The organism is Bifidobacterium catenulatum DSM 16992 = JCM 1194 = LMG 11043, from assembly GCF_001025195.1.
GTDB lineage: Bacteria > Actinomycetota > Actinomycetes > Actinomycetales > Bifidobacteriaceae > Bifidobacterium > Bifidobacterium catenulatum.
Genome location: NZ_AP012325.1, coordinates 1,298,197 through 1,324,389 on the forward strand (window position 1 = coordinate 1,298,197; position 26,193 = coordinate 1,324,389).

19 protein-coding genes and 2 pseudogenes are annotated in these 26,193 nt (G+C 55.5%); 8 read left to right on the forward strand and 13 right to left on the reverse strand.

Annotated features, from left to right (window positions below):
- The first annotated feature begins 87 nt into the window (after positions 1-87).
- The 4 genes from BBCT_RS05590 to BBCT_RS09270 all read left to right on the forward strand — a co-directional run bounded on the left by BBCT_RS05590 (position 88) and on the right by BBCT_RS09270 (position 2,418).
- Positions 88-906, forward strand: a complete 819-nt coding sequence (locus BBCT_RS05590) for a methionine ABC transporter ATP-binding protein (protein WP_003834496.1) — start codon at positions 88-90, stop codon at positions 904-906.
- A 1-nt stretch (position 907) separates the two neighbouring features.
- On the forward strand, positions 908-1,588 hold the full coding sequence (locus BBCT_RS05595) for a methionine ABC transporter permease (RefSeq protein ID WP_003834493.1): 681 nt from the start codon (positions 908-910) through the stop codon (positions 1,586-1,588).
- A 204-nt stretch (positions 1,589-1,792) separates the two neighbouring features.
- Positions 1,793-2,203 (forward strand): hypothetical protein, encoded by a 411-nt coding sequence (locus BBCT_RS05600; RefSeq protein WP_003834491.1) that lies wholly within the window; start codon positions 1,793-1,795, stop codon positions 2,201-2,203.
- A gap of 77 nt (positions 2,204-2,280) precedes the next feature.
- Positions 2,281-2,418, forward strand: a complete 138-nt coding sequence (locus tag BBCT_RS09270) for a hypothetical protein (protein ID WP_167335213.1) — start codon at positions 2,281-2,283, stop codon at positions 2,416-2,418.
- A 30-nt stretch (positions 2,419-2,448) separates the two neighbouring features.
- Here BBCT_RS09270 and BBCT_RS09460 read toward each other — a convergent pair whose 3' ends face one another.
- From BBCT_RS09460 to BBCT_RS05615, 5 genes and pseudogenes are all read right to left on the reverse strand, one after another.
- Positions 2,449-3,009 (reverse strand): Abi family protein, encoded by a 561-nt coding sequence (locus tag BBCT_RS09460; RefSeq protein WP_231858044.1) that lies wholly within the window; start codon positions 3,007-3,009, stop codon positions 2,449-2,451.
- Complete coding sequence (locus tag BBCT_RS09465) at positions 3,010-3,528, reverse strand: Abi family protein (protein WP_231858045.1); 519 nt, start codon at positions 3,526-3,528, stop codon at positions 3,010-3,012. It lies immediately after the preceding gene.
- Positions 3,529-3,832: 304 nt separating this feature from the next.
- A pseudogene (locus BBCT_RS05610) lies at positions 3,833-4,536 on the reverse strand (IS3 family transposase); the annotation flags it as partial.
- A pseudogene (locus tag BBCT_RS09470) lies at positions 4,529-4,750 on the reverse strand (helix-turn-helix domain-containing protein); the annotation flags it as partial. The pseudogenes BBCT_RS05610 and BBCT_RS09470, both read right to left, overlap by 8 nt.
- A gap of 563 nt (positions 4,751-5,313) precedes the next feature.
- Positions 5,314-5,727 (reverse strand): hypothetical protein, encoded by a 414-nt coding sequence (locus tag BBCT_RS05615; RefSeq protein WP_003834480.1) that lies wholly within the window; start codon positions 5,725-5,727, stop codon positions 5,314-5,316.
- Between the two features lie 336 nt (positions 5,728-6,063).
- Here BBCT_RS05615 and BBCT_RS05620 point away from each other — a divergent pair, with 336 nt between their 5' ends.
- Positions 6,064-8,715, forward strand: a complete 2,652-nt coding sequence (locus BBCT_RS05620) for a X2-like carbohydrate binding domain-containing protein (protein WP_231858046.1) — start codon at positions 6,064-6,066, stop codon at positions 8,713-8,715.
- 146 nt (positions 8,716-8,861) lie between these two features.
- On the opposite strand, the gene BBCT_RS05625 is transcribed toward BBCT_RS05620, so the two are convergent.
- Positions 8,862-10,241, reverse strand: a complete 1,380-nt coding sequence (locus BBCT_RS05625) for an MATE family efflux transporter (protein WP_003834477.1) — start codon at positions 10,239-10,241, stop codon at positions 8,862-8,864.
- 342 nt (positions 10,242-10,583) lie between these two features.
- Between BBCT_RS05625 and BBCT_RS05630 the strand changes: the two genes are divergently transcribed.
- Positions 10,584-11,123 carry a peptidylprolyl isomerase gene (locus BBCT_RS05630; protein WP_003834472.1) on the forward strand — a complete coding sequence of 180 codons (540 nt, stop codon included), beginning with the start codon at positions 10,584-10,586 and terminating at the stop codon, positions 11,121-11,123.
- Between the two features lie 119 nt (positions 11,124-11,242).
- Here the strand turns inward: BBCT_RS05630 and BBCT_RS05635 are convergent, their stop codons facing one another.
- From BBCT_RS05635 to BBCT_RS05645, 3 genes are all read right to left on the reverse strand, one after another.
- Positions 11,243-13,564: a RelA/SpoT family protein gene (locus BBCT_RS05635; protein ID WP_003834470.1), complete on the reverse strand. Its 2,322-nt coding sequence runs from the start codon at positions 13,562-13,564 to the stop codon at positions 11,243-11,245.
- A gap of 155 nt (positions 13,565-13,719) precedes the next feature.
- Positions 13,720-14,196: a dUTP diphosphatase gene (gene dut / locus BBCT_RS05640; protein WP_003834468.1), complete on the reverse strand. Its 477-nt coding sequence runs from the start codon at positions 14,194-14,196 to the stop codon at positions 13,720-13,722.
- Positions 14,196-14,489, reverse strand: a complete 294-nt coding sequence (locus BBCT_RS05645) for a DUF4193 domain-containing protein (RefSeq protein WP_022245122.1) — start codon at positions 14,487-14,489, stop codon at positions 14,196-14,198. The genes dut and BBCT_RS05645 overlap by 1 nt, the downstream gene beginning before the upstream one ends.
- Positions 14,490-14,638: 149 nt before the next feature.
- Here BBCT_RS05645 and sepH point away from each other — a divergent pair, with 149 nt between their 5' ends.
- Positions 14,639-15,676, forward strand: coding sequence for a septation protein SepH (gene sepH, locus BBCT_RS05650; protein WP_003834463.1), 1,038 nt, complete (start codon positions 14,639-14,641; stop codon positions 15,674-15,676).
- 15 nt (positions 15,677-15,691) lie between these two features.
- Here the strand turns inward: sepH and BBCT_RS05655 are convergent, their stop codons facing one another.
- The gene (locus tag BBCT_RS05655; RefSeq protein WP_003834462.1) at positions 15,692-16,918 is read right to left on the reverse strand and encodes an alkaline phosphatase family protein; all 1,227 of its coding nucleotides are present in this window, start codon (positions 16,916-16,918) and stop codon (positions 15,692-15,694) included.
- A gap of 85 nt (positions 16,919-17,003) precedes the next feature.
- Here BBCT_RS05655 and BBCT_RS05660 point away from each other — a divergent pair, with 85 nt between their 5' ends.
- The gene (locus tag BBCT_RS05660) at positions 17,004-19,691 is read left to right on the forward strand and encodes a DNA gyrase/topoisomerase IV subunit A (protein WP_003834461.1); all 2,688 of its coding nucleotides are present in this window, start codon (positions 17,004-17,006) and stop codon (positions 19,689-19,691) included.
- Positions 19,692-19,842: 151 nt separating this feature from the next.
- Here the strand turns inward: BBCT_RS05660 and BBCT_RS05665 are convergent, their stop codons facing one another.
- The 3 genes from BBCT_RS05665 to BBCT_RS05675 all read right to left on the reverse strand — a co-directional run bounded on the left by BBCT_RS05665 (position 19,843) and on the right by BBCT_RS05675 (position 26,090).
- Positions 19,843-24,459, reverse strand: a complete 4,617-nt coding sequence (locus BBCT_RS05665; RefSeq protein WP_033513260.1) for a DEAD/DEAH box helicase — start codon at positions 24,457-24,459, stop codon at positions 19,843-19,845.
- Between the two features lie 29 nt (positions 24,460-24,488).
- A complete protein-coding gene (locus BBCT_RS05670; protein ID WP_003834459.1) occupies positions 24,489-24,677 on the reverse strand; it encodes a helix-turn-helix domain-containing protein in 189 nt (62 codons plus the stop codon).
- A 204-nt stretch (positions 24,678-24,881) separates the two neighbouring features.
- Positions 24,882-26,090, reverse strand: a complete 1,209-nt coding sequence (locus tag BBCT_RS05675) for an MFS transporter (protein ID WP_003834457.1) — start codon at positions 26,088-26,090, stop codon at positions 24,882-24,884.
- Positions 26,091-26,193: the final 103 nt, after the last annotated feature.

Consider the following 26,193-nt stretch of genomic DNA (forward strand, 5'->3'; position numbering starts at 1 on the left):
GACCCGCTTCGGCTGCAAGAATTCAATGCCGCAGGTATACTACCCTGCGGCATTCTTGTTATGGAACATCAATAGGAACAGGACATTATGACGATTCAGATCGACCATCTGCACAAAAGCTATGGCAGTGGCGCCGAGGCGCATGAGGTGCTGCACGACATCAACCTGACCATCGATTCGGGTGAAGTCTTCGGCATCCTCGGCTCCTCCGGTGCGGGCAAGTCCACGTTGGTGCGCTGCATCAATCTGCTGGAACGTCCCACTTCCGGCAAAGTGCGCGTCGATGGTGAGGACATCACCGACGCGAAAGGCAAGGAGCTGGCGGACGTGCGTGCCGGAATCGGCATGATCTTCCAGAATTTCAGCCTGTTCCAGCAGCGCACAGTGCTGCGCAACGTCACGTTCCCACTGGAGCTCAACCATACGCCGAAAAACAAGCGCGAGGAGCGTGCCCGCTATCTGCTTGACCTGGTTGGATTGGCTGATCTGGCCGACCGCTATCCGAGCCAGCTGTCCGGCGGCCAACAGCAGCGCGTGGCCATCGCACGCGCGTTGGCCAACAATCCGTCCATCATGCTGTGCGACGAGGCCACCAGCGCACTCGACTCCACCACAACTGCGCAGATCCTTGACCTGCTGCGCCGCATCAACCGCGAGCTCAATGTGACGCTGGTCATCATCACGCATTCGTTGTCCGTGGCACGCAACATCTGCGACCGTGTGGCCATGATTGATGGCGGACGCATCGTGGAGATGGGCGACACGGAAGAATTGTTCTCCAATCCGCAAAGCGACATTCTGAAAACACTGATCACCGATGCGAAAGTGGAGAACCATCGCCATAAGCATGATTCCGCTTCGTCCGATGAGCAGACGGACGCGCCGACCAAGGAAGAGGTGAAGTGAAATGGGACAGATTATCTCGCAATTCATCGCCGATTATGGCGAACTGCTGGTCGAGGGAGTACGTGACACGATCATCATGACCGCGGTAGCGACGCTACTCGCGTATGTGATCGGCCTACCTGTGGGCGTACTGCTCATCACCTCGGCAAAGAAGGGCATCCGTCCGAACGCGACACTCAACACCGTGCTCGGCTGGATCGTGAACATCGTGCGTTCCGTACCATTCATCATTCTTCTGGTGGCCATCATCCCATTGACCCGACTGATCGTCGGCACTTCGCTCGGCGTGCCGGGAGCCATCGTGCCGCTGGTCATCACCGCGGCGCCGTTCGTGGCACGCGTGGTGGAGCAGTCGCTCGCCGAAGTGGACGGAAGTCTGGTGGAGGCCGCGCAAAGCTTCGGCGCCAGCAATCTGCAGATCGTGTTCAAAGTGCTGCTGTTCGAAAGCCTGCCGTCGCTGGTGCGCGGCGCAGCACTGACGTTCATCACCCTGTTCGGCTTCTCCGCCATGGCCGGCACCGTCGGCGCAGGCGGTTTGGGCGATATCGCCATCCGCTACGGCTACCAGCGTTACCAGTACGACGTGATGACCGTGGCCGTGATCCTGTGCGTCATCCTCGTGCAAATCGTGCAGACTATCGGCGACGTGATATCCAACCACATCGACCATCACGAGCGCTAAACCGACGCTTTCATGCTCCTATATACAAGAATCGGGTCTGAATAATTGTGTTCGGACCCGATTCTTGTATGCGAAGACACTGCTACGTGTTGCGCTTACTTGTTGAGTTCAACAACCCAAGCTATGATATAACCCCGAACCATCCAGAACATCGATAAACTACTTCAAAGACAAAAGAGGCGCGGCACGATTGCAGGGGCATTGATGACAGGAACACTACCAAAACAGCATAAAGCGGCGCGCATCATCGAGCATATCGTCCTTGTACTCGCACTGGTCTGGGCCGGCGGCTGTACCCTCATATGGACGCAAATAGACATGCCCCACAGCATCGTGAACACGACATCCTCTGACAGCACCTGCGAAGTGGCCATCGGCGAACTAGGCTCGCCCATGTTCTTCGGCCCAAGCACCATCACGATCAAAGTCTCCTGGAACACCGATCCCAATGTCATCGGAGCCGAGAACGTCACGGAAATCAAGACGGACCTTCACAACGACGGCAAATCATTGGACTCGGACAACTTCACCGTAACCTGGCACGGCAACATCCCGACCGTCACCACCCACGGCGAGGAACAATCGGACCAGAGCTACACGTTTAACTGGAAATAACCACCCCGAACATCACGTCTCTCCGAGAATAGTCCTCACGGCCGAGCAGATCCCACAGGGGCATAAGCATGAAAATCATGACTACCATCATCATGCGCACCTCTGATGATAATCGCGTGTGGTCGTTTTTGGCTTTGTTCCAAGGTTTTCAATTTTTGGGAAACCTGCCGATCAGTCTCGTCTTCCACGAGGTACCTACAGGCACCCAAAAATAATCCGGGAACGTTCCACCACCCTGCCGGCGCTCAGCGTCTTCGCCGACCGGCACGGAAAAGTGCAATACCCCCTGTGGTTTCATGATGTTCCGCATGGGTGGTGCAGAAGCATTCGCCCGGCAGCACGTCTCCATGGCGGACAATAGACAGAACGATACGCGGCCCATACAACCGTCCCAGCCGCCAATGGCATCCCAAATCCATCCCGAATCCCACAGGCCTATTGCAGACAGCCCAGAATGGCATGGCGGAGGTCGCCCGTGCGACCAATGCGGAGAAGCGACCGAACAATTCCAAGTAATCGTCCTTGTCAAGCAAATAGCCAAGATCACCGATGGCCTGGTACACGTTCTCGTTAGCGCGCCCATCGTACCGGACACAATAGCAGCGCTCGTCATGCGCGCACAGGTTGCGGTAGAACACCAGTCTGCTGAAGATGCTGTCCAACCGCTTGATGGTGATGCGTCGCGGCCCGTCGTGCGTGTCCGCATACAAACCGGTGAAACTTTCGGCGACCGCCAATCGGACGGCCGGGGACTGGACTTGGAAGAACCATACCGTCTGGCCGAAAGAAAGATCGTTGGCCAGCACTCACAACGGGACCTGGCCGTTGTGGTCTTCCATGCAATGGCGGATATACGCCTTGCCGCCATAGTCGCCCCTGTTGCGCGGGCTGCCGTCCAACTCAGGTATCCGCTTGAAGACCTTGTCGATCAACGCCACGGCGCTCGGACGGCGCCTGGAATCATAATAGTCGGGATTGAGATACGGGTTGACCTCGTCGGGGTGCAGCCTGGTGAACTCATGCGCGCATACTGCCTTGAGCGCGGCCTCCGCCCGTGTGATGGCGGAAAACAACAGTTCACGCAACTCACGGTCGAACAGGAACAGGGCGTACAGATCATCGAAACGCGCGCCCGTCCCGTACCGGTCATCACCAGCGGTCAGACATGCCTTTCGGTCGAGGAACAAATCCTTGTAACCATTGACGATCGGATAATAGCCCTCGCGCCTGAGCACATGACCCGCACCGGCATCGACAGCCATGCCACGGGAGCGCAAAATGCGCAGCTGTTCGTCCACACTCCTGTAGGGCTTGCGCAACGACATGAATTCGACCTCCCCCAATCCGGCGATGAAAGCACTGAGGCCACCCCGCATCCACGGGATGGCCTCAGCGAACCGAACGAAGTCCAGCTTATTTCGCTGTTACAGAATAGCGCCGATCCTCGCGAATGCAACCCAGCCGGACGTCGAATGAGATGAAACCTCCATATCATTATTCCAAAGGCACACGCCGATCTATCAAGGCCACCACCAGAAAAACCCAAACGCCTCCAAAAAGAGACGACGCACGCCTCCACGAGACTGAATTGCGCCCCGTTTGTTGGACGTTGTTAATTAGGATACAGCCCTAGACCGCGAGGGACATGCTCCGGAACTCCTCCGGGGTATGTCCCTCGAGTCGTATCTGGCACCGTCTGGTGTTCCAATGGATGATGTAGGCGTCCAGTTCGCGTTTGAACTGTTCGTACGAGTCGAACTCTCCCGGCCTCGGTAGAACTCGTCCTTCAAGTGGCCGAACACCTGCTCGGCGGCGGCGTTGTCCAGGCAGTTGCCCTTGCGGCTCATGGACTGGCGGATGCCGAGGCGTTCGAGCTCGCCCCGCCACCATTGGTGCTGGTACTGCCATCCCATGTCCGAGTGCAGGATCGGCTCCACGCCGGCGGGCAGGCGCTCCGCGAGCATGACGAGCAGGCGCTTCTGCTGCCCGAGGTCCGGACTGCGGCTCACGTCCCAGGCGACGATCTCCTTGCTGGCCATGTCGTACACGGGCGCGAGGTACGCCTTGGAGCCGGCGACCTTGAACTCGGTGACGTCGGTGCCGAGCTTGGAGAACGGACGGGCCGAGTCGAAGTCGCGTTTGAGCAGGTTATGCACGTGATCGCCCGTCTCGCCCCTGTACGAGTCGTACCTCCTCCACGGGTTCCTGGAGCGGATGGCGCATCTCAGTCCCATGCGCCGCATGACCCCGGGCACGCTCTTGGCCGACACTCGTTGCCCGAACTCGTGGACCAGGCACATGCGCACCTGCCGGTGGCCGCACCCGTTCGGCGAGCTCCTGCTCGCGCGTCGGTTCGGGCTTCGGTTTGGATTTCGAGCCTCTGGGCCTGCCCTTGGGCCTCGGCCCGAGCGCCTCCGGACCTCCGGCCCGGTACTCGCGGCACCAGTGTTCCAGGGGTGCGACGCTCGCGATCCCGTGCATGGCCATGACCTCCGCCTTGGTCAGACCGTTCTCGACGTGGTCGCACGCCGCGGCGACCTTCGTCTCCCCACGTATACCGTATAGTCAGGAACGCTTTTATACCTGTTCTTATCTTCCGTATGAACCACATACACCGTTGGATAATGAAGACGCGTTCTCTCGGACATCGATACCCCCTCTTATCCCTATCTCGCTTATGTATGGCAGATACACCTCAGAAAAGCGTATTTAGGGGGTATGAGAACAGCTGTTATGACAACCTGACCTGCCATATATAAGCGAGATGTCTCAGGATAAAGCACGGAATCTGCCATACGTAAGCGGGATAACCAAGCTTAAGCGCTCGTACGACACATTTTTGTGCACAAGACATTCCTCCGCAAGCGTCATCCGACCGCCTGGTGGCACGTTTCATATGCACAGAGAAAACACAGCCCGCAAACGCCACACTCGAAGCATGACGCCAGTGGTTTTAAGGTGAAACCACGCCGATTCTGCTTGCTGATTAAGGTAGACGATACGGGCTTTCTCTGGCATTCGTTGTCGATGGAAGCCCACTTGGCAGATTGCATGTTCCTCCCTTTCGGGTATGGAGGGAGTGTTCGGGCACTGGAGTGAGCATAACGTAATCATGAGAGAGCAGACAAAATAACTACGGCAGCTTCGATCTTGCGCGTTCCGCCCCTCTCGGTCTTCCCTCGGCGCATCTCTACGAAGTGCTTGACGGTAATTTCTTCCAAGGTGAAATCAGCTAGTGGGGGCAAGTGTTTCTGTATCTGTGCATTCTTGGACCATCCGTGTTCATGATCAGTCTCGGGTCGAATCTGGTCTTCTCCGACGCCAACCCTCGCAAGATTGTAAAACGAGGCTGCACCACGCTCATCGCTTTTCTTCTGTTGAATATCGTGCGCGATGGGATTCCCGATGTAGTCGTTGCATTGACTGGCCACCCCAGTATTCTCGACACGTTTGGATACGATATTTTTGCGTCCGATATTCTGGGATTTGCGGGTTTCGTATTCCTGTTTTTTCGCACTTGTCAAACATTTTTACATTGCTTCATTGGCTACGCCGCTGATTTCGTTATGCATGTTGACGGTTAACGATCTGATTCCGCCATTGCACAATGTCCATTGGACTTTACGTGCAGAAGCGGCTTGTCGCACGCGCTTCTAAAGCCTGATTTCGCATGCGCACATCCGCAAAGTCACGCAAATACTAGTTAGCGCAACACTATTTGGTGGGATTTGTTCCCGATGTTTTCCGTATAGTACCTTAGGTCACCCCTTTTTGGTATTTTTTTCTGTTGGATATGCCACACAAGGGAATATCTTTTCGGAGTATATGAGATTAGGGAAAATATGGTCAACCACCATAAAATGATTAATGCTGCAATCGCAACGCTTGCGACTTGCGCCATGTTGCTGCCGGTAGCGGGCAGCGCCAATGCTAATGAATCCTCAAATACCGCCGTACTTGGTGCCGGCTATACGGCCACCAAGATTTCGCACCCCAATGCAGGGCTGGGCGAAGATGACGGTATCGTAAACGTTTTGAACGGCGAATCCACTGATGATCTCACGCAGGGTTCGGCCGAGCGTGGCCAGAACTATTCATGGTCTTCGGTCGGTTATGGCGATTGGATGTATGTGGGCACTTGCTATTCCGCAATGGGTTCCACACTGAAGTACATGGCCAACACCATGGGCACCAAGTATGCCAGCATCAAGGCCGCTTTGGATGTTGCGTTCAACGGCGAGCTGTTCCTCGACAATGGCGAGAATCACAGCTTGCTGCTCAAGATCAACGTCAAGACCGGTGAAGTGAAGATCATCGTCAATGCGATTGGCGGAGAGCATGCGGTCAACGGCTATCGTGCAGCCGTTGAATTCCATGACAAGCTGTACTTTGCTGCCGCCGCAAAGGGTCAGCCGTACCTGCTGGAAGTTGATCCGAACAGTGGTGATGCCACTGAAATCGTGTATCGTTCCGCTGCCATGACCACTGGTCTGAAGAAGGGCTACACTGCTGGTATCCGTGGTTTGACCGTGGTCAACAATCAGCTTATCGCCAGCATGATCACCGATAACGGTGCCACTATTGTGGCTTCTTCCAACCCGTCAGCAGGCCAGGATTCTTTCGCCACTATCGCTACCCAGACCGAGGGCCTGTACAACTATCCGGCATGCGCTGTAACTGATGGAGTGTTCGGTGGATGTGTGTGGGATATGGTCGGCTTCAAGGGCAATCTATATGTCACTATGGTGACTGGAACCGCGAAGAACAACAAGCAATCCTTCGCACTCGTGCGCGGCACGCAAGATAAGGAAACCGGCAAGTGGACCTTCAAGCCGCTGGTCGGCGATCCGGCAGACGGCGCCAAGTACGAGTGGGGTTTCGGAGCGAGTCGTTCCGGCGCAGCCAACATGGTGGTATACAAGGGCCACCTGTACATCGGCGGCTACAACGATCCGATGAACGCTTTGGAGAAGGCCATGCAGATGGATTTCTCCGACCTGTACAAGGATCTGGAGAGCCCGGTCAACCTGTGGCGTATGGACGTTGACGAAGACGGCAATGAAAACTTCGAAATGCTCGCCGGCGAAGCCAACAACAAGTACTTCGGCGATTCCAAAGGCACCATCGATGGCAATACCATGCTGTCCGGCTTGGGCGACAGCGACGAGCAGAGCCGTCACCTGAACCAGTATGTGTGGCGTATGCAGTCCTACAACGGCAAGCTGTACGTCGGCACCTTCGACATCAGTGATCTTGCATACCCGGCAACCCAGTTCGCCAACGGCGACATTCTGAAGCGTACTCCGGAAGAGTGGAAGAAGCAGATCGAATACATCAAGATCTTCTTCGACTCTCTGAAGAAGAATGACCAGAACGGCACTTCCGGTACTATCGGCACGGACTCTCAGGAAGCCTCCAAGCCTTCCGAGTCCGAATCTCAGGAAACCACCAAGCCGAGCGATGATGACATCATGCCGTTGAACGAAGGCGAAGCATCTGAGAGCGATCAAGCTGCACAGGCAGTTGAAGAAGCCGGCAAGACCGACGAAGTGGCCGCTGACGTGGCTACCATGCAGCAGCTGCTGGAGGACATGGGCGCTGATCTCAACTCCAAGCAGACCGACGTGGTCTCCCCTGACGGTGTCGCTCCGCAGGCCGCTGAAACCTACACGCTCGACGATCGTTACCAGTTCCTCACATCCCTGCAGCGGCTGCTCGACCTGTACAACAAGAACAAGCAGTATCTGCCGGAATTCATTACCAACGAGCTCGACAAGTGGCTTACCGAAGAGAATCTGGAGAACTTCATCGACTTCGTGGGCGTGCTCAGCTACCTGCATTACTCCAACGATGAGACTCGTGGCTTTGACCTGATCGTCTCCTCCGATGGCACGAACTTCCAGACCATCAGCCGTAACGGTTTCGGAGATAACAACAACCACGGTCTACGCGTGTTCGCCGTCACCGATTCCGGTCTGGCAATTGGCACCGCAAACCCGTACCATGGCACTCAGGTGTGGCTGCTGAACGATGGTGAAATCAAGAATGCTGAACTAACGAATGGCGATGCATTCGACTACGACAAGTATGATAGCGATAAGAAGAGCGCCAACGCCAACGGTCTGACCGTTGGCATCAACCCCAATGGCAATACCGTGGAAGACGTGCAGTACGACTACCAGTCGCTGACCGCCGGCACGGATTACACCGTGGCTGATGACGGTTCCATCGTGTTGAGCAGCGCATTCCTCAATGGTCGCGAAACCGGCAGCACCGGTTCTGTGGTGGTGTTCTACAACCAGGGTGCACGCGTGCGTTTCACTGTGGCCATCAAGGACAGCACGCCGAACGCACCGAAGAAGGATGATGACAAGCAGAATACGAAGCCTGCCGCACACAAGAAGGCAAACACTGCCAACACCGGTTCCAACGTAATCGGCGTTGTTGTGGTGGTCGCTGTTCTGGTTGTCGCAGCAGGGGCATTGTTCGTGTTCAAGCGCAAGCGTTCCTGAATTGCCATCTGTTCTTAGGATTCATTCCTAAGTTCGTCCGCATATGACAATCCCGTGTGATCCGGTTCGTCGGAATCATGCGGGATTTTTTATTTTGCAGGAATTACCTATCTCACGTCATGTCAAACTGCTATCACAAGCTGATTTCAACGTGCGATATGCAACCATGTGGAAGTTCCGATACGGAAACCATTGAAAATGGCACGCAATCCTACAAATAACAGATTCACGGCAAGCCACAGCAACGCCATACGCAGCGCAGAAGAAGCCTGCATCGCGTCGCATATCCAACCAATCGCAGCAAGACAGGGCACATATATTGCAGCCGTCGCCGCACACGTCAATGCAAGATACCGGTAATCCCCTGCCCCAATCAGAATGCCATCAACAGCCCACATCCAACCAGCCAACGGCAATGTCACGCCAACAACCATCATGCCGACGGTGAGCAAATGCTGAATCTCAGTAGACTGCGCAAACAGCGGGGACGCACACCATCCGGCAATCATCAAACCAATACCGATTACCGTTCCTCCGCATAATCCTGCCTTGCCAGCAATTCTTGTCAAACGCATGGCCTCGTCCTCTTTGCGGGCACCAATCTGCGCGGCAACCAACGTCTGACCGGCAATACCAATGGCATCAAGCATGTTCAACACAAAATTCCAACTGGAATTCACCACCTGATATGCAGCCAACACTTCCACACCCATATGCGTGGCCAGCACCACATTCGCCACCAGGCATGCACGCAACGCAAGCGTACGCAAAAACAACACCGCACCATCGCCAGCACTGTTCAACACTCCTGACAAACGCGGCCGCAAACGGGCACCTTCCGCACGAGTCCACAACACCGAAGGAACAATAAGCACCACTGCCATGAACCATTGCGAAATCAGCGTGGCCACTCCAGAACCAAACACACCCCAACCGAATCCGAGAATAAACAGCAGGTCCAGCAACGTATTGAGTATCGCACCCACCATAGCAGCTATCAACGTGATGCGAACCTTCTGCAGTCCGCGGAAAATACCGTTGGCCGCATACACCAGCAACATACCGGGAATGCCGAACACCACTGCGCGAACATAGTCAACCGCGTTATGCAGTACACCCCCCTGGGCTCCCATGGCCGTGCACAACGGGCGTGCAATAACGAACAGCGCCACAGATACCACCACGCCAATGATTCCAGCCAACCACAGGCCATCAATGCCTGCTTCCAAACCTTCACTCCGTTTGCCGGCGCCCAAAAGACGTCCCACCTGCGTTGTGGTGCTATACGCAAGAAACACACATAGCCCCACAACAGTGAGCACAATGGTTGACCCGACCGACAGACCGGCGAGCGCTTGCCCGCCAATATGTCCGACGATGGCGGTGTCGATGAGCACGAATGCTGGTTCGGCGATAAGTTGCCCGAACGTTGGTATGGCCAGTGTGAGAATGGTGCTGATGGTGGTGCATGATGCGTTGTTTGCGGTATCTGTTTCGTGAGTATTCTGCGAAGTTGATGTGGTCATAATCGTAAGCGTCTGGCGTGTTGGGAACTGTATGTGCAGTGTAAGGTCACGTGTTTCACCATCGCCGTTGATTGCTCAGATTTTGACTATGCCTGTTTTGCGCTATTGAGAATGTCGTTGAAGGTTTTCGCCGGTTGTCCACATAAAGGTAGAGGGGCGGATAATTTCCGAACCGCTCATGAAGCATAGTCCAAGCTCCTTGCGATACCCATTCAAGCCCATCCAACCCCTGGGGATTCCCGAATCCGCCTTCACAGTAGTACTTCATGTAACCGTCGAGCTTAGTCCCGAACACGTCGATAGGCTGCCGCCCGGTCTCAAGCCCATGAGACACTTGGAGCCATGACTACCATCATCATGCGCACCTCTGAAGGTGACATCAAGATCAACCTGTTCGACGACAAGACCCCGGAAACCGTGGCTAACTTCCTTGGCCTCGCCACTGGCGAGAAGGAATGGGCCGACCCGTTCACCGGCCAGCCTTCCCATGAACCGTTCTACGATGGTCTGACCTTCCACCGCATCATCAAGGATTTCATGATCCAGGGCGGCTGCCCGCTGGGTACTGGCACCGGCGGCCCGGGCTACAACTTCGATGATGAAATCGTTCCAGGCCTGACCTTCGATCGCCCGTACCTGCTGGCTATGGCAAACGCCGGCCTGCGTCGCGGCGCGGACGGCAAGATCCACGGCACCAACGGCTCCCAGTTCTTCATCACCACCGTGCCGACCGAATGGCTCAACGGCCATCACACCATCTTCGGCGAAGTCGCGGATGACGAGTCCAAGGCCGTTGTCGACAAGCTCGACTCCGTGGCAACCGACCGTTCCGATGCTCCGCTCGAGCCGGTCGGCATCACTTCCATCGAAGTGCTGAAGTAAGTTCCGCATCAACAAGCTTCATGGCAAAACAATGAAAAGCCCCTCACTCGAGGGGCTTTTCATTATCTCCGAGAGAATCTACAGCAGTTCAGATGAGTCTCACGGCCTCACTAATCGTGTCAGATTTTGCGTAAGCGAGGTTCGGCGGAATCCTTGGCACCGGTGATACGGTACACATCGAACACGCCTTCAATCTTGCGCACTGCGGCAAGCAAAGTGTTCAAATGCTGGGGGTCGGCCATTTCGAAGCTGAACTGGCTGGTGGCCACACGATCGGTTCCCGTGGAAATGGAACCGGAGATGATGTTCACACCATGGTCGGAAAGCACGCGAGTCACATCACTCAACAAGTGCGGGCGATCGAGCGCCTCCACCTGAATCTTGACCATGAACACGCCCTTGGTGCTGGTCCACTGCACGTCGACCACACGTTCCGGCTGGCGTTTCTGCAAGTCCAGCATGTTCTGACAGTCAACACGATGCACGGACACGCCCTGATTGCGGGTGATGAAGCCAATAATCTGATCTCCTGGCACCGGCATGCAGCATCGGGCAAGCTTAACCCAAATGTCTCCCACGCCTTTAACGGAAATGCCCAGCGAACTAGTGGTCTTCTTGGTGCGTTCCACCTGCTTGAGCGGTAACGCCTCCTGTTCCACTTCTTCGTTCACTTCGTCACTGCCCGCATCTCGAACCAGATGCGAGATGACGTTCTGTGTGGAAATCTGACCCTCACCGATTGCCACGAACACAGCCTCGGCATTGGCGAGATTCAACTCATCAGCAATACCGACCAACGCTTCGGGAGTCAACAATGTTGCGATCGGAAGGTTGCGCTTGCGCATGGCTCGCGTCAGCTCATCGCGACCTTCTTCAATGGCTTCGGTTCGGCGTTCCTTGCTGAACCATTGGCGAATCTTGTTACGGGCTTTCGGGCTTTTCGCAAAGCTCAGCCAGTCACGAGATGGACCAGCAGATTCAGACTTCGATGTAAGCACTTCAACGGTATCGCCGTTTCCAAGCTTGGTGTCGAGCGGCACCAGACGGCCGTTCACACGAGCGCCCATAGTGCGATGACCGACCTCGGTATGCACCGCATAGGCGAAATCAATCGGCGTCGCCTCGGCGGGAAGCGACACAATCTTGCCTTTCGGCGTGAACACGTAGACTTCGGCGGCGCCCAAGTCTTCCTTCAGAGAGCCCAGGAATTCGTTGGAATCCGGAGTTTCACTCGTCCAGTCGGCAAGCTGCTGAATCCACTTGAGATTATCGGCCTCGCTCAACTCCTGATTCTCGCCACGCTTACGATCGGACTTATCAGGCGAGCTCAACGCGCGACCGGCCTGACCATTCTCCTTGTACTTCCAATGCGCGGCGATGCCAAACTCAGCACGACGGTGCATGTCCCACGTACGAATCTGAATCTCGACAGGCTTGCCGCCAGGACCAACCACCGTGGTGTGCAGGCTCTGATACATGTTGAGCTTCGGCATGGCAATGTAATCCTTGAAACGACCTGGAACAGGGTTCCAACGCGCATGCACCGCACCCAACGCGGCATAACAATCCTGAATCGTATCGACGATAATGCGCACACCCACCAAATCGTAGATATTCGCAAAATCATGTCCGCGTACGATCATCTTCTGATAAATCGAGAAATAATCCTTCGGACGCCCCGTCACATACGCCGAAATGTTCTGCTCGTCAAGATCTTCGTTGATCTCAGCAAGAATCTGCTTCAAATACACGTCTCGCTGGCCCGCACGACGTGCGACAAGCACCACGATTTCGTTATAGATCTTCGGATAGAGCACTTTGAAGCTGAGCTCTTCCAATTCGGTTTTGATGGCGTTCATACCAAGACGATTGGCGAGCGGCGCATACACGTCGAGCGTTTCATGCGCTTTCTTCTGTGCGCTCGGTGTTTTGACGTAACGCCACGTACGCGCATTATGCACGCGATCGGCAAGTTTGACGACCAGCACGCGCACGTCACGACTCATCGCGACCACCATCTTGCGAATGGTTTCGGCTTGTGCGGAATCACCATATTCCATCTTGGAAAGCTTGGTGACACCATCAACCAGACCGGTCACGGTGTCTCCGAATTCAGAACGACACTCGTCAAGCGTGTAGTCGGTGTCTTCAACTGTATCGTGCAGCAAGCCGGCGGCCACGACCAGCGGCCCCATGCCAAGGTCCGCAAGAATCTGCGCCACAGCCAGCGGATGGATGATGTACGGCTCACCCGATTTGCGCCGTTGTGAAGAATGCTGCTTGACCGCACGCTCATAAGCACGTTCAAGAATGCTCATATCCTCATCAGGATGATGGTATTCGCACATCTTCAGAATCGGCTCAAGCGGATCAAGCGGATTCGTGCTAATCTCACAGCCCAACATTCGGGCAGAATGAACCTCGTGCTCAACGTCTCCCATCGTCCACCTCCTCGCTCGCAATGCTCCCTATACTACCCGCGCATCACGGTATGTTCGAGGTATCCGACCGCGTGTTGCACAGCCAGATACCCCCGAAAAACATTGTGCCGCCAACGTTTGCTGATTCTTGGCGCTTATGCCTCCGCATGCTCGGTTCAGGAGGCCACACCGGTGGATCCGAAGCCACGCTCAGCACGGTCAGATCCGGGCAGCGTCTCCGCTTCGATGAACTTCGCCTCGACATAACGCTGGATGACCAGCTGCGCGATGCGGTCTCCCGGGTGGAACGTCACGGTGTGTTCCGAATCAAGATTGATCAGCGGTACTTTGATTTCGCCACGGTAGCCCGCGTCAATGGTTCCAGGCGCATTCAACACGGTAACGCCCTGTTTGACGGCAAGACCAGACCGTGGATGCACCAAGGCCACATAACCCGCTGGAAGCGCGATCGCCACTCCCGTAGGCACCAGCGCCCTCTGGAACGGCTTCAACGTGACTTCCTCAGTGGTACGCAAATCGGCACCCGCATCCCCGGCATGGGCATAGTACAGTTCCGCCGGCTGGTCGGGATTCAGCGACTTTACCAGAACCTCGACGTTTTCCGGCTCGTTATATGTTTCATCAAACGCCATCAGGCAGCGCACTCCTGACACACCGGCTGACCATCGTCAGTAGTGTAAGCGAGCTGGCTGCGATGCTTCACCAAGAAGCATTCGGAACAGATGAACTCATCCCCCTGCATAGGAATGACAGTCACCGAAGCGTCCTCGTTGCTGAGATCCGCGCCCGGCAGCTCGTAATCCTCGGCGATGGCGTTCTCGTCATCGTCCATGTCGTTGGAAGTGTTCTGGGAGCTCTTTCCCAAAGCCTGGAGCGACTCCTCGTCCTCGTCCTTGTTACGCGGGGAATCATAATCCTGTGCCATCGAGATTCCTTTCGTCATCTATGGTGCTTATGCGCCATAGGATACATGACTTTTACCCCGCATAGGATACACGATTCGAAATACTCGTAAAATCCGACACGTGGGGCACAATAGAATAAACAGTAATTCTTGAAGGAAAGTGGTGTGTTGTGCCTGAGAATTCACTCGAGGAAGCGCGGTTCGATCATGTCAGTGATACCGGTGAACTCGTCTTTGTTTCAGGTGCCGGAAAGTTCTCTGTAAAGGTCGATGAAGCGCTTGAAAGAGCCATTTTGGAGGCCAAGCAGATTCGTTCCGAAGTGCAGGAAAAACAGCAGACGCACATTCCTATCACCCTGCCGATTTCGCAAATTCAGTCGTTGATTCGCGCCGGCGCCGATCCCGCGCGTGTTGCGGAAAGATATTCGTTGAGCGAAGCGCTCGTTCGGCGTTTCTCGGCGTCGGTCGAAACGGAGAAGCAATATGCGATTGAGCAATTCCTCGCCGTTCCAGCACCGAAAGAAAGCCGTGTACGTACGCTTTCCGAACTGATTGAACGCACATTCGCGGCGGCACGGGTGCGTTTGGAAGACGTGACTTGGAAGGCTACCAGGCTTGGCTTGGAACCTTGGAAAATCAGCGCTCAGTTCGTTTCCTCCGGCCATACCATCTGCGCGGAATGGTCGTGGAACATGCATGACAACGCCGTAAGCTGTTTGAATTCCGCTGCACGCAAGCTCATCGGGGAACAAGACGCGCCAAAGGAAGGACACGCCGAGAAACACGCCGACGAGAATTTCCTCGCTTCGCTGAATCTTCCGGGAAATTCCGCCCGATCGGCGCGAATCGAACAGACCGTATCGGCATGGAACACGCCTGAACCGTCCATGCCGGTGGCGCGCCCCTCAACGGCACCTTCCGTTCCAATCGCGCCAATCGGCGTGTCTAACGAATTCGGCACGCCGAACACATCGAGTATGGCCGCCGACATCTCTCTGCCAAACCGGTCGGAAGACGCCGTAACGAAAACCGACGTCAATGCAACAGGCGATGCTCAGAACACCATCGCGCCCGCATCGGATACCGCCTCGAACACCGCAAACACGAATCAAACACCTGATCCGCACAGCCAAAACACCACCAAATCGAAGCGGCGCGCAGGACGCTCCGCCGTGCCAAGTTGGGATGAGATTCTGTTCGGCGACTGAACCAAACCCTGCATGTTAGGCCACGTCGATCAGACAGGGGATATCGGACTCGAGCATGGTGAGCGAGCCATGCACGCTCGGCAGATGCATCGCCTTTTCCGCCTGAGTGCGGGAATCCACGATGGTGACGGCCTTCGTGGCCGATACAATCACATCACCAATCATCGGTTCGACGCGCGAGACCACAGGTCCGTACACACCCTCCGCAATCGCCTGCGATCGCGTACGCACTTGTGCCCGGTCTCCCAGCACATCACGCCACCGCGCGGCGATGTTTTCCGGTGCCTCGCCCTGTTCCGCATAGAGCATGACGCAACGCGGTTCACCACCGACATGGACGACACCCTGCATGAGCCGCTGATCCTGCGCAATATCAATCACGGATTCGGGATCAGTGGTGATCATACCGTGATCCGCTACAATCACAATCAATGTGCCTTTGGGCACGCTGCGGCGAAGAAGGCCAAGCTGACCGTCAACACGCTCGTACGTGCCAATCCATTTATCGGAATCCCAGCCGTAGTTATGCCCGACCTTATCGGTATCACGCAGATACAGGTATGTCAGTCCGGGATTTTTCGCCGCTTGGGCCGCGACTGCGACACGCTTGCGCGGATCATCGTTGGAAATGTAGTCACTGCCACGTAAGGCAGCCTGCGTCAACGCGGAAAACGCGAATTTCGGCAATCCAGAACTGGTCACACGAACGCCTTGTGCGCTTAGCCGTTCGAACATGGTCGGCTGCTGCTGCAACTCAAGCGGAGGAACCGCATTCCTGAAGGAAATCAGCTGACATATTTCGCCGGTTTTCGGATTGAGCTGCGTATAGCCGGTCATACCCGTCATACCGGGGCATGTTCCCGTACCAAATGTAGACATGGCTGCGACGGTAGTGCTCGGCATGCATGTGGCGATGGGACGCTGATTGGCTGACTCGTTCATGAGGGACCGCAAGTAGGGCGCATGCCCCAGTCTCATGTTGAGGTTCCAGTAGCCGAGACCGTCCACGAGCACTACGACCGCGGACGCCGCGTCCGGCAGCCCAAGCGCTTCCTGCAGACCTTTCGGGTCAGAATGAATGTCCGTTGGCATGGGGCAGCCAATGGCGTTGGAAACCGCAGGAAGTACCGACGACAGGTGCAACGCTCCCCCACGGATCCCTTCAGATGGCATGCCATCTCCGTAGCATGCCGGTTCGGTCATGGTAAGCAGCTCTTCGTCGCTTGGCACTTCAACACTCATGACTCCTATTCAAGCACCGCGGTGGTACCGGCTGGTAACATTGCTAGGTTGATTACCATTACTTTTCCGTGAGGAGATTCACCGCATGGTGTCGCACCGCAAATCGGTAAAACCAGCCTTTGACCCGCGTACGGTCAAAGAGAACATCGTCGAAACACCGTTGAACGAGGAGATGAGCAAGTCCTTCCTCGAATACGCGTATTCGGTGATCTATGCCCGCGCGTTGCCCGATGCCAGAGACGGTTTGAAGCCGGTGCAGCGCCGCATCATCTACCAGATGGGTCAAATGAACCTCAATCCGGATCGTCCGTACATGAAGTCGGCCCGTGTGGTCGGCGAGGTGATGGGTAAGCTTCACCCGCATGGCGATTCCGCGATTTATGAGGCGATGGTCCGTCTTGCGCAACCGTTTGCCATGCGTCTGCCCCTGGTAGACGGCCATGGTAATTTCGGATCCCTTGATGATGGTCCGGCAGCATCGCGTTACACCGAGGCTCGCATGGCCCAGGCTGCGCTTGGTATGAACGCGAATATCGCCGAAGATACAGTGGATTTCACACCGAACTACGACAACAAGCTGCAGGAGCCAACCGTTTTACCTGCCGCGATTCCAAATCTGCTCGTCAATGGCGGTTCCGGCATCGCCGTCGGCATGGCCACGAATATGGCGACGCACAATCTGGGCGAAGTGGTTGCCGCAGCCAAATATTTGATGCATCATCCTGATGCCACGTTGGAAGAGCTTATGCGCTATGTTCCCGGCCCTGATTGGCCGAGCGGTGGCGTGATTGTGGGACGCAAGGGCATTCGCGAGGCCTACGAAACCGGTCGTGGCGCGTTGACCACGCGTTCGGTAACGCATATCGAAAACGTAACCGCTCGTAAGAAGGCAATTGTCGTAACGGAACTGCCGTTCATGGTCGGCCCGGAACGTGTGTTGGAACGTATTTCCGAGGGTGTGAAAAATCGCAAGCTGGAGGGTATTTCCGGCGCGATCGATCTGACGGACCGCCATAACGGCACTCGCCTTGTCATTGAAATCAAAACCGGTTTCGACCCGAACGCAGTACTGGCGCAACTGTTCAAGCACACACCGCTGCAAGACAATTTCACCATCAATAACGTGGCGTTGGTCAACGGTCGCCCACACACCATGGGTTTGAAGGAAATGCTTCAGGTGTGGGTAAATCATCGCCGTGTGGTGATTCGCCGTCGTAGCGAATTCCGCAAAAAGAAGGCGCTGGAACGTCTGCATTTGGTTGAAGGCCTTCTGCTTGCGATGGTCGACATTGACGAAGTGATTCAGGTGATTCGCTCGTCTGACGATGCCGAAGCCGCAAAGACGAAGCTCATCAAGGTGTTTGATCTGGATGAGATTCAGGCACAGTACATTCTTGACCTGCGCTTGCGTCGCCTGACGAAAATGAGCCGCATCGAGCTTGAAGCAGAACGCGACGATTTGAAGCAACGTATCGAGGAATTGGATCGCATTCTCGCCTCCGCTGAGGCGCTTGACGACGTGGTGATTGCCGAAATGGACGAGGCTGTTGCCACGTATGGCACGCCACGTCGCACTGTGCTGTTGGATGAAGACGCTGACGGCAGGCTTGTGCCTGTTGCAGCGCATGGCGATGATGGCGTATCCGCCTCCGCTGTGGCTGCGGCACGCGCTGCAGCCACAGTGTCGTCCGCCGCCGCCGATGTCGCCGCCGCCGCGAAGGCCGCGAAAAAAGCCGGTGAAGACAATGCCGCAGCCATGGCTTTGCAGATCGACGACGAGCCGTGCGCGGTGATGTTGTCGGCCACTGGTCTGATTGCACGCACCTCCGAAGACGCGTTGGAGCGTTGGGAGAATCGCTCTTCTGCCGACCAGCGTGTAAAGGATGATCAGATTATTTCGATCTTCCGCACGACTACGCGTTCCTCATATGGTTTGATCACATCTGCCGGCCGTCTGATTGTGGCGCATGTCGTGGAATTGCCGGTTGTGTCTGCGGATGGGCCGCTCCACGTGACTGGCGGCGTTCACGCCGAAGAGTTAATCGGCACGACGGAAAACACCGATCCAATTCGTGGTGAACGTGTGATCGCTGCGATCGCCATGCCATCCGCCGACGATTCCGGTGATAATGCCGTAGAGCCCACTCCTCTTGCATTGGGTACGCGCAATGGTGTAGTCAAGCGTTGGAATCGCGAATCGCCCACCACCATGGATTCATGGAGTGTCATCGATTTGAAGGATGATGATGAAGTTCTGGCTGCCGCTGAAGCGCGTGACGAGGATCGGCTGGTGTTTGTATCCACCGACTCCTCCCTGCTGACGTTCGAGGCGAAGAACGTACGCCCGCAGGGACGCACTGCCGGAGGCATGGCAGGCATTCGCCTGGCTGAAGGCTGCTCAGCGGCTGCGTTCGCGGTAGTTCCCGCCAGCAAGGTGGCGTGGAATTATGAAGAAGGCGAGAATGGCCTGTTCTCCGCGTCTGGAGCTGTGGTGTTGACGGTTGCGGGCGATTCCGAAGCGTTGCCGGGTACGGAGAATGGTTCTGCGAAGGTAACCCCGTTGGAAATGTATCCGACGAAGGGCCGCGGTACCGGTGGCGTTCGTTCGCAGCGCTTCCTCAAGGGACAGGATACGTTGGTTCTCGCATTTGTGGGCGCATACCCAGTACACGCCTCCACGCAGGGCGGTGCCGGCGTGGAATTGCCGAAGCCGGATATGCGTCGAGATGGCTCTGGCACGGAGCTTTCCGCACCAATCGCCATCATCGGCTAACTTGTTTTTCATTGACAATGCCCGTATCTTGCGATGGCTGGGATCGTTTTGGTTTCGCCTGTGCTTGCAAGATGCGGGCATTGTTGTTGTCGGCACGGTTCTGCCAGTGCGTCCGTTTCGTTCGCTTTGGCTCAGGCAATGTAACACCAAGCTAGCAGTAGAGCTTCATGCCTTGCGGGCTGTCGACGAAGCCGGCCGCATGAAGGATCTGCCGATTCGCATTCCGTTCCTTTAACGACATACCGTTCATTTCGCTGAAACTGATGCTGCCACTGGGCTGTCGTTGCAATGCGTAGGCAAATTCGGCGCAAGCTGGTTTCAATATTGTCTCGTCAGTTACGAAGCTGACGATTTTATGACTCTTTGGCACGGCAAACAACACGGGTTCGCCTTGTCTGAGTACGATGACGGAGCCAGATCTACGTGCCGGTTTGAGGTAATCCTGTTCTGGCCAGGCGATTGCGGAGCCAATAAGATTGGCGGGATCAGTCACATCGAGTGCCGCGCAGGACTGACTATGCCATTGCGTATCGCTACGAAGTGCGTCGATGGTTTCTCGCTCCGCGAATTGTGCCGCGCCGAAACCTTTCACGAACATGCCTCGGACCAGTGTGCCATGTTCTTCCATTCGTTTGAGTACTGGATAGAGTGATGAAAATCCTCCGGCAATCCGTTCCTTATCAACCAAAGGAGCGGCAATCACCCCATATCGATCCAGCAGCGAGTCGATGAGCGCCAACTTACGCTCCTCCACACTTGCTGCATGCGCCGCATCATCAATGCCGGTATCTCTGTTTTTAGACATGGCAGGCTCGATGACACTGTCTAGCGTTTTATTTGATAGAACGGTTCGCCCATCACCACAAGCTACAGCGGACCATAATCCACTCAAGCTCAATGGTGTTGGAGGACGCATGGTGACGCGCCTACGTGCGACACGACGAGGTGTGCGAACAGTTTTGCCTCCGTGTAGGAGCGTTCGCACTGGCGTGAACGAGCCGTTCGTCACTTTTCCTTGCCATACCAGTGACCATAGGGCTTCCTCGAACTGTTGCTCGCCCCATGCGGGGAATATGATTTGGCCTGTTTCAGGGTTCACCTGCACTTCGGCATGCTGCTGCCAGATGGTTTTGGCTGCGGCTGAAAGCTGTTGAATGGGGAACGCTCCACCACCGCTCAATGCTGCTAGCACGGCTTCCGGCATAGTCAATGTTTCATTATTTTTTAGTTCTTCTAATGTCGGTTCAGATGGGTTGAGCAGCAAAGAACCCGCTGGATAGAAGGCGATATCACCAGCTTCTTTGGCGTTGGATCCACTCGCTTTCGAGCCGACCCACACCACATCCGATGACGAAATGAGCTCGTCGAGCATGCTGGGCTGATACTCACGCACACGTGCCGGGAATACCGTGGATTCCCATACCGAAGCGTTCAGGAACACGCCTTCCAACTGTTCGATGACACGCATCAGACCATCGACGCCTTCGTAGCGTTCACCTCCAACAGGACCGACTCCTTGACGATCAAGCAGAAAAGCCTGATAGACGCTCGGATCGACCGGTTTGACGGCTTTTCGGGCCCTGGCAAGAGACAACGATCGAATACGCCGGAAAACATCTTTGTGGAGCCATTGCTGAATAGCACTCTTTTCGGAAGTCTCACCTAAATCAGTGAACCTTCCTTTGATGAGTTCACCTCGAGCATCCAGCTCATCAAGCGCATGCACCGCTTGTGCCGCGTCAACATCAAGTTCGGCAATCATCTTGTCGGAGGTGAATGGGCCATGCGTCTTGGCGTATCTCGCTACGCGCCCGTTGATGTCTTCTTCGGCAAGATCATTCCAGAATGTTCGTTTGGCAAGCTCGTCTTCCACCTGTGTAACGGCTTCGGAATCCAACAATGATGCCATGTTCGTACTCCCTAAGAGCCGTTCCAGCACTTCCGGATCCATGGACAGCAATTGTGTGCTTCGTTCGGCCTGCGGCACGTCATACTGGTACATCACCGAGCCAACGAAACCAAACAGCATATTCTCCGCGAACGGAGACGGCGTTTCGGTAACCACTTCCGACAACAGTATCGTCCCAGTATTCAACCCGTTCATAATCGTGTGCAATGCGGGAAGATCATACACATCCTGCAGGCATTCGCGCGCGGTTTCCAGCAGTAGGGGAAAATTCTTACGGGTACGGGCCGCATTCAATAGTTGTGCGGCCTTCAACCTCTGCTGCCATAGCGGCACACGCTTACCTGGACGAGTGCGCGGCAGAAAAAGTGATCTGGACGCGCATTCGCGGAATCGGGCCATGTAGAGCACGCTTTCACCGACCTGTGTCTCAACGATACGTTGCAATTCATCCACGTCGAACAGCAGCAGCTCATGCATCGGCAAATCGCCATAACCGTCCGGCAATCGTAGAACAATGCCATCGTCGGCCGCATACACTTGACCATCGAAACCAAACCGCTGTTTGATTCGAGTGGTAATAGCCAACGCCCAAGGCTCATGCACGCGCCTACCGTATGGCGAGTGGATGATAATGCGCCAATCCCCACCTTCATCCTGACAACGTTCCACCACGAAATCACGATCCGAAGGAATCACACCGGTCGCCTCACGTTGTTCGTCAAGCAGTTTGGCAAGATTGCTTATGGCATTGCGATCAAGACCATCCCGCTTCAAACGTTGTGTGGCCTCACGGTCGAATCGCACTTCCGATACAGTTTGGACCGTATTCTGATCACCATTCTTTGCTGGTTCATGTCTGTGCAATCTTTGGCTGAGTTCGCGTGTCAAACGTCCTTGTGCCAATCCGAAACCATAATCGCGCCCGTCCTGGTCCCCATGCCAGAATGGCAGGCGTGCAGTACGGCCTGGTGCGGGAACCACCACTACCCTGTCCCGTGTGATCTCTTGGATCTGCCAAGTCGAAGTCCCCAAGGTGATGATGTCTCCCACACGGGATTCGTATACCATTTCCTCATCCAGCTCACCTACCCGTCGAGGGCCCGGACCGGAGCCTTCCTCCGGAAGCACCACCGTGTACATGCCACGGTCAGGTATGGTACCGCCGCTGGTCACTGCCAAACGTTGCGCTCCTGGACGTGCGGAAATCAGCCCCGCTTCTTCGTTATATTGCAGCGGCGGGCGGAATGCGGAAAAGTCCTCACTGTTGTATGCGCCTGTCATCATGCCGATAACCGCATCGAACATGGACCGATCGAGATCTCGGAAAGGCGCGGAACGACGCACGCGGTCGTACCAATCATTCGTAGAAAGATCTCCCATGGCCGCGGCCGCAACGGTCTGCTGTGCGAGCACATCCAGAGGATTGCGGGGCATTCGTAATGGTTCTATAACCCCTTCCCGCATACATTCCATGCTGGCTGTTATGCCAATGATCTGCTGTCGGGTTATGGGGAAGAACAACGCATGAGAGACTCCCCCGACATTGTGGTCGGCACGGCCCACTCGCTGCAATCCCGATGCGATCGACAATGGGGCGGCCACCTGAATCACTAGATCCACAGAGCCCATATCGATGCCGAGTTCCAAGCTGGAGGTGGCCACCACACAACGCAACTGGCCGCGTTTCAACTGCTCTTCGATCCGTTTGCGCCGATCTTTTGACACGGACCCGTGATGTGCCATGGCAATCACATCAACATCGTCATGCGATTCAACCAACATGGTGGTGGCCCCCACCACCGAATCGTAATGCCCGGCAAATTGCTCACGGCCTTCCGGCGAGCCCAAATCACGGTGCTCACTCAAATCGGTCGCCTCCGAGCCCTGTTTCGACTCCGCATACATGTCGTTGAGCCGTGCAGTAAGCTTCTCTGCCAATCCACGCGAGTTGACGAACACCAATGTGGTTCGGTGCCGCAACACCTCATCGAGAATGGACCGTTCAAGAGCCGGCCATACCGAACCACCTGTAGCGCTAGTGTCAAGCATATTGCGCAATGGTTCCACGGCTCTCAAGTCCATAGCCGGAACAGCGCCGGGGTTCACCACCGTTACCGGTTGCGAACCTCCAAGGAACCGCGCTACTTCCTCAACGGGATTAACAGTTGCCGATAACCCTATGCGCTGCACTGGATGTCCGATCATATCGTCAAGGCGTTCAAGACTTAATGCGAGATGCGCGCCTCGCTTCGAACCCGCGACCGCATGCACCTCATCGACGATCACCGTCTCCACACCCGCCAATATGCTGCTCGCCTTGGAAGTAAGCAGCAGGAATAATGATTCCGGCGTGGTGACGAGAATATCCGGCGGATGGCTGACGATTTTTCGACGTTGTTCAGGTGTGGAATCACCGCTGCGCATAGCCACTTCAACATCGGGGACGGGCAGTCCCATCGCCTCGCACTGTTGAGCAATTCCCCGCAATGGCAATTCAAGATTCTTCGTCACATCGACGCCGAGCGCCTTCAACGGCGAAATATACAGCACTTTGACGTTACGCTTCGTTTTCTTGCGGGAACCTTTCTTCACAGTCCTTCGTTCCGCATGGCTCTCGGTTGCCGCGGTTTCGCCATGAACGTTCACTCCTGCGGAACGCACTCCGCCCGCCATAAGCCGGTCAAGAGCCGAAAGGAACGCACAGAGGGTTTTACCCGACCCAGTGGGCGCCACAACGAGCACGTTCTCGCCGGAATGGATGGCCGGCCACGCCTGCTGCTGGGCTTCGGTGGGCCGGTTGAACGCATGTTTGAACCATGCTTTGGTCGGCTCCGAAAACAAGTTCAAACATTCGCACATACGTTCGATTATCGCATCACCGTAAGACGTCACTCGTCTTCGCCGTCAACCCATTCGAGCACTTCTCCCGATTGACAATGCAATGTCACGCATATGGCATCAAGCGTGGAAAACCATATCGCCTTGGCCCGTCCGTTCTTCAACACCGAAACATTGACCGGCGTTATGCCTATAGCCTCCGCCAGTTCACTGACGCTCATTTTTCTTTTGGCGAGCATCACGTCAAGTAGTTCAATATGAGGTGTTGAACGCTTTTCGTGATTTCAATCCGATGGCGCTCACTCTTCACATCATGTTCATCGTATTGCCGTGGCCGTACTGCTTATCGCATGGTATGTTGCACTCGGTTTTAGTAACCCTAACCGTATATGCGAAATCTACAATGCTGCTCACGGCATCGCAGACGCAGTGGCGGCAACGCCCTACCAGCCGATGGTCTGACCACCGCACTTTTTACGCAGGCTCTCGTGCATGATCACCATAAGCACCAGGAAAACCAACATGTACAGAGGGAACCACAGTACACTGATATGCTGTGCGATCAAGCCGAATACCGGCGGCATGCACATCGAGCCGACGTATGCGCATGCCATCTGCATGCCGACGATCGCCTGCGATTTGTCTTCGCCGAAATATGCCGGCGTGGAATGAATGACGCACGGATAAATCGGAGCGCAGCCGAGACCGATGATCATCAGCCCCACAATAGTGCCGATATTGTGCGGCAACGGCAACAACATGCTAACGATACCAGTCAGCACGAGCGCCTGGCCTAGGCGAATCATAGTCGGATCGTTGAACTTCATGGTCAGAAATCCACTCGCCAAGCGGCCTACGGTGATGCCGATGCAGAACAGACTGGCCCACATGGCGGCTGTGGTCTTGTCAATACCTTTGCCTAGCACCATGTAGCTACTACCCCACAGCATGGCCGTGGATTCCAACGCACAGTAGCAGAAGAACATCACCAGGATTTCTTTGGCACCGCGAATGGCAAGCACGCCTCGTACACCAAGCGGTTTGCGAGTTTCATCATTGGCCGTTCCGTCGGATTCGCCGGAAACTTCGCCCGTCTTTGCCTCGGAGCGCTTCTTCCACAGTGGCAGGCTGAAAATAAGAATGGCGGTGAGCGCAACCTGCAGTATGGAGATGTAACGGTAGCCCCACGGCCAGCCTTGACCCGCACCCAAGGCAAATCCCATGACGTATGGGCCAGTCAATGCGCCGATGCCCCACATGGCGTGCAGCCAGCTCATATGACGGCTCTCGTAGTGAATGGCCACATAATTGTTGAGGGCCGCGTCAACTCCGCCCGCTCCCAAACCGTACGGGATGGCAAGCAGAATCAGCACCCAATAGTTCGGAGCCACCGAAAAGCCAAACAACGCCAACGCCGTCAATGCCACGGAAACCGCGGTGACTTTGCCCGCTCCAAAATGCAAGGTCATACGGTCGGAAAGCAGCGCAGAGACAATGGTTCCAGCAGAAATCGTCATGGAAATGCCGCCAGCCCAAGAGATGGGTGCACCCAAATCGACACTCATCGTCGGCCATGCGGCACCCAACACAGCATCCGGCAAACCAAGACTGATGAACGCCACATAGATTACGGCAAGCAAAAGATTGACCACGCCCCACTCCCTCTTGACTGATAGCTGCAGAAGACAATATCAGTCGTCATTGTAAACATATCTATCTACCGATCGGTAACTGCTCAATTGCACTACTTACCGC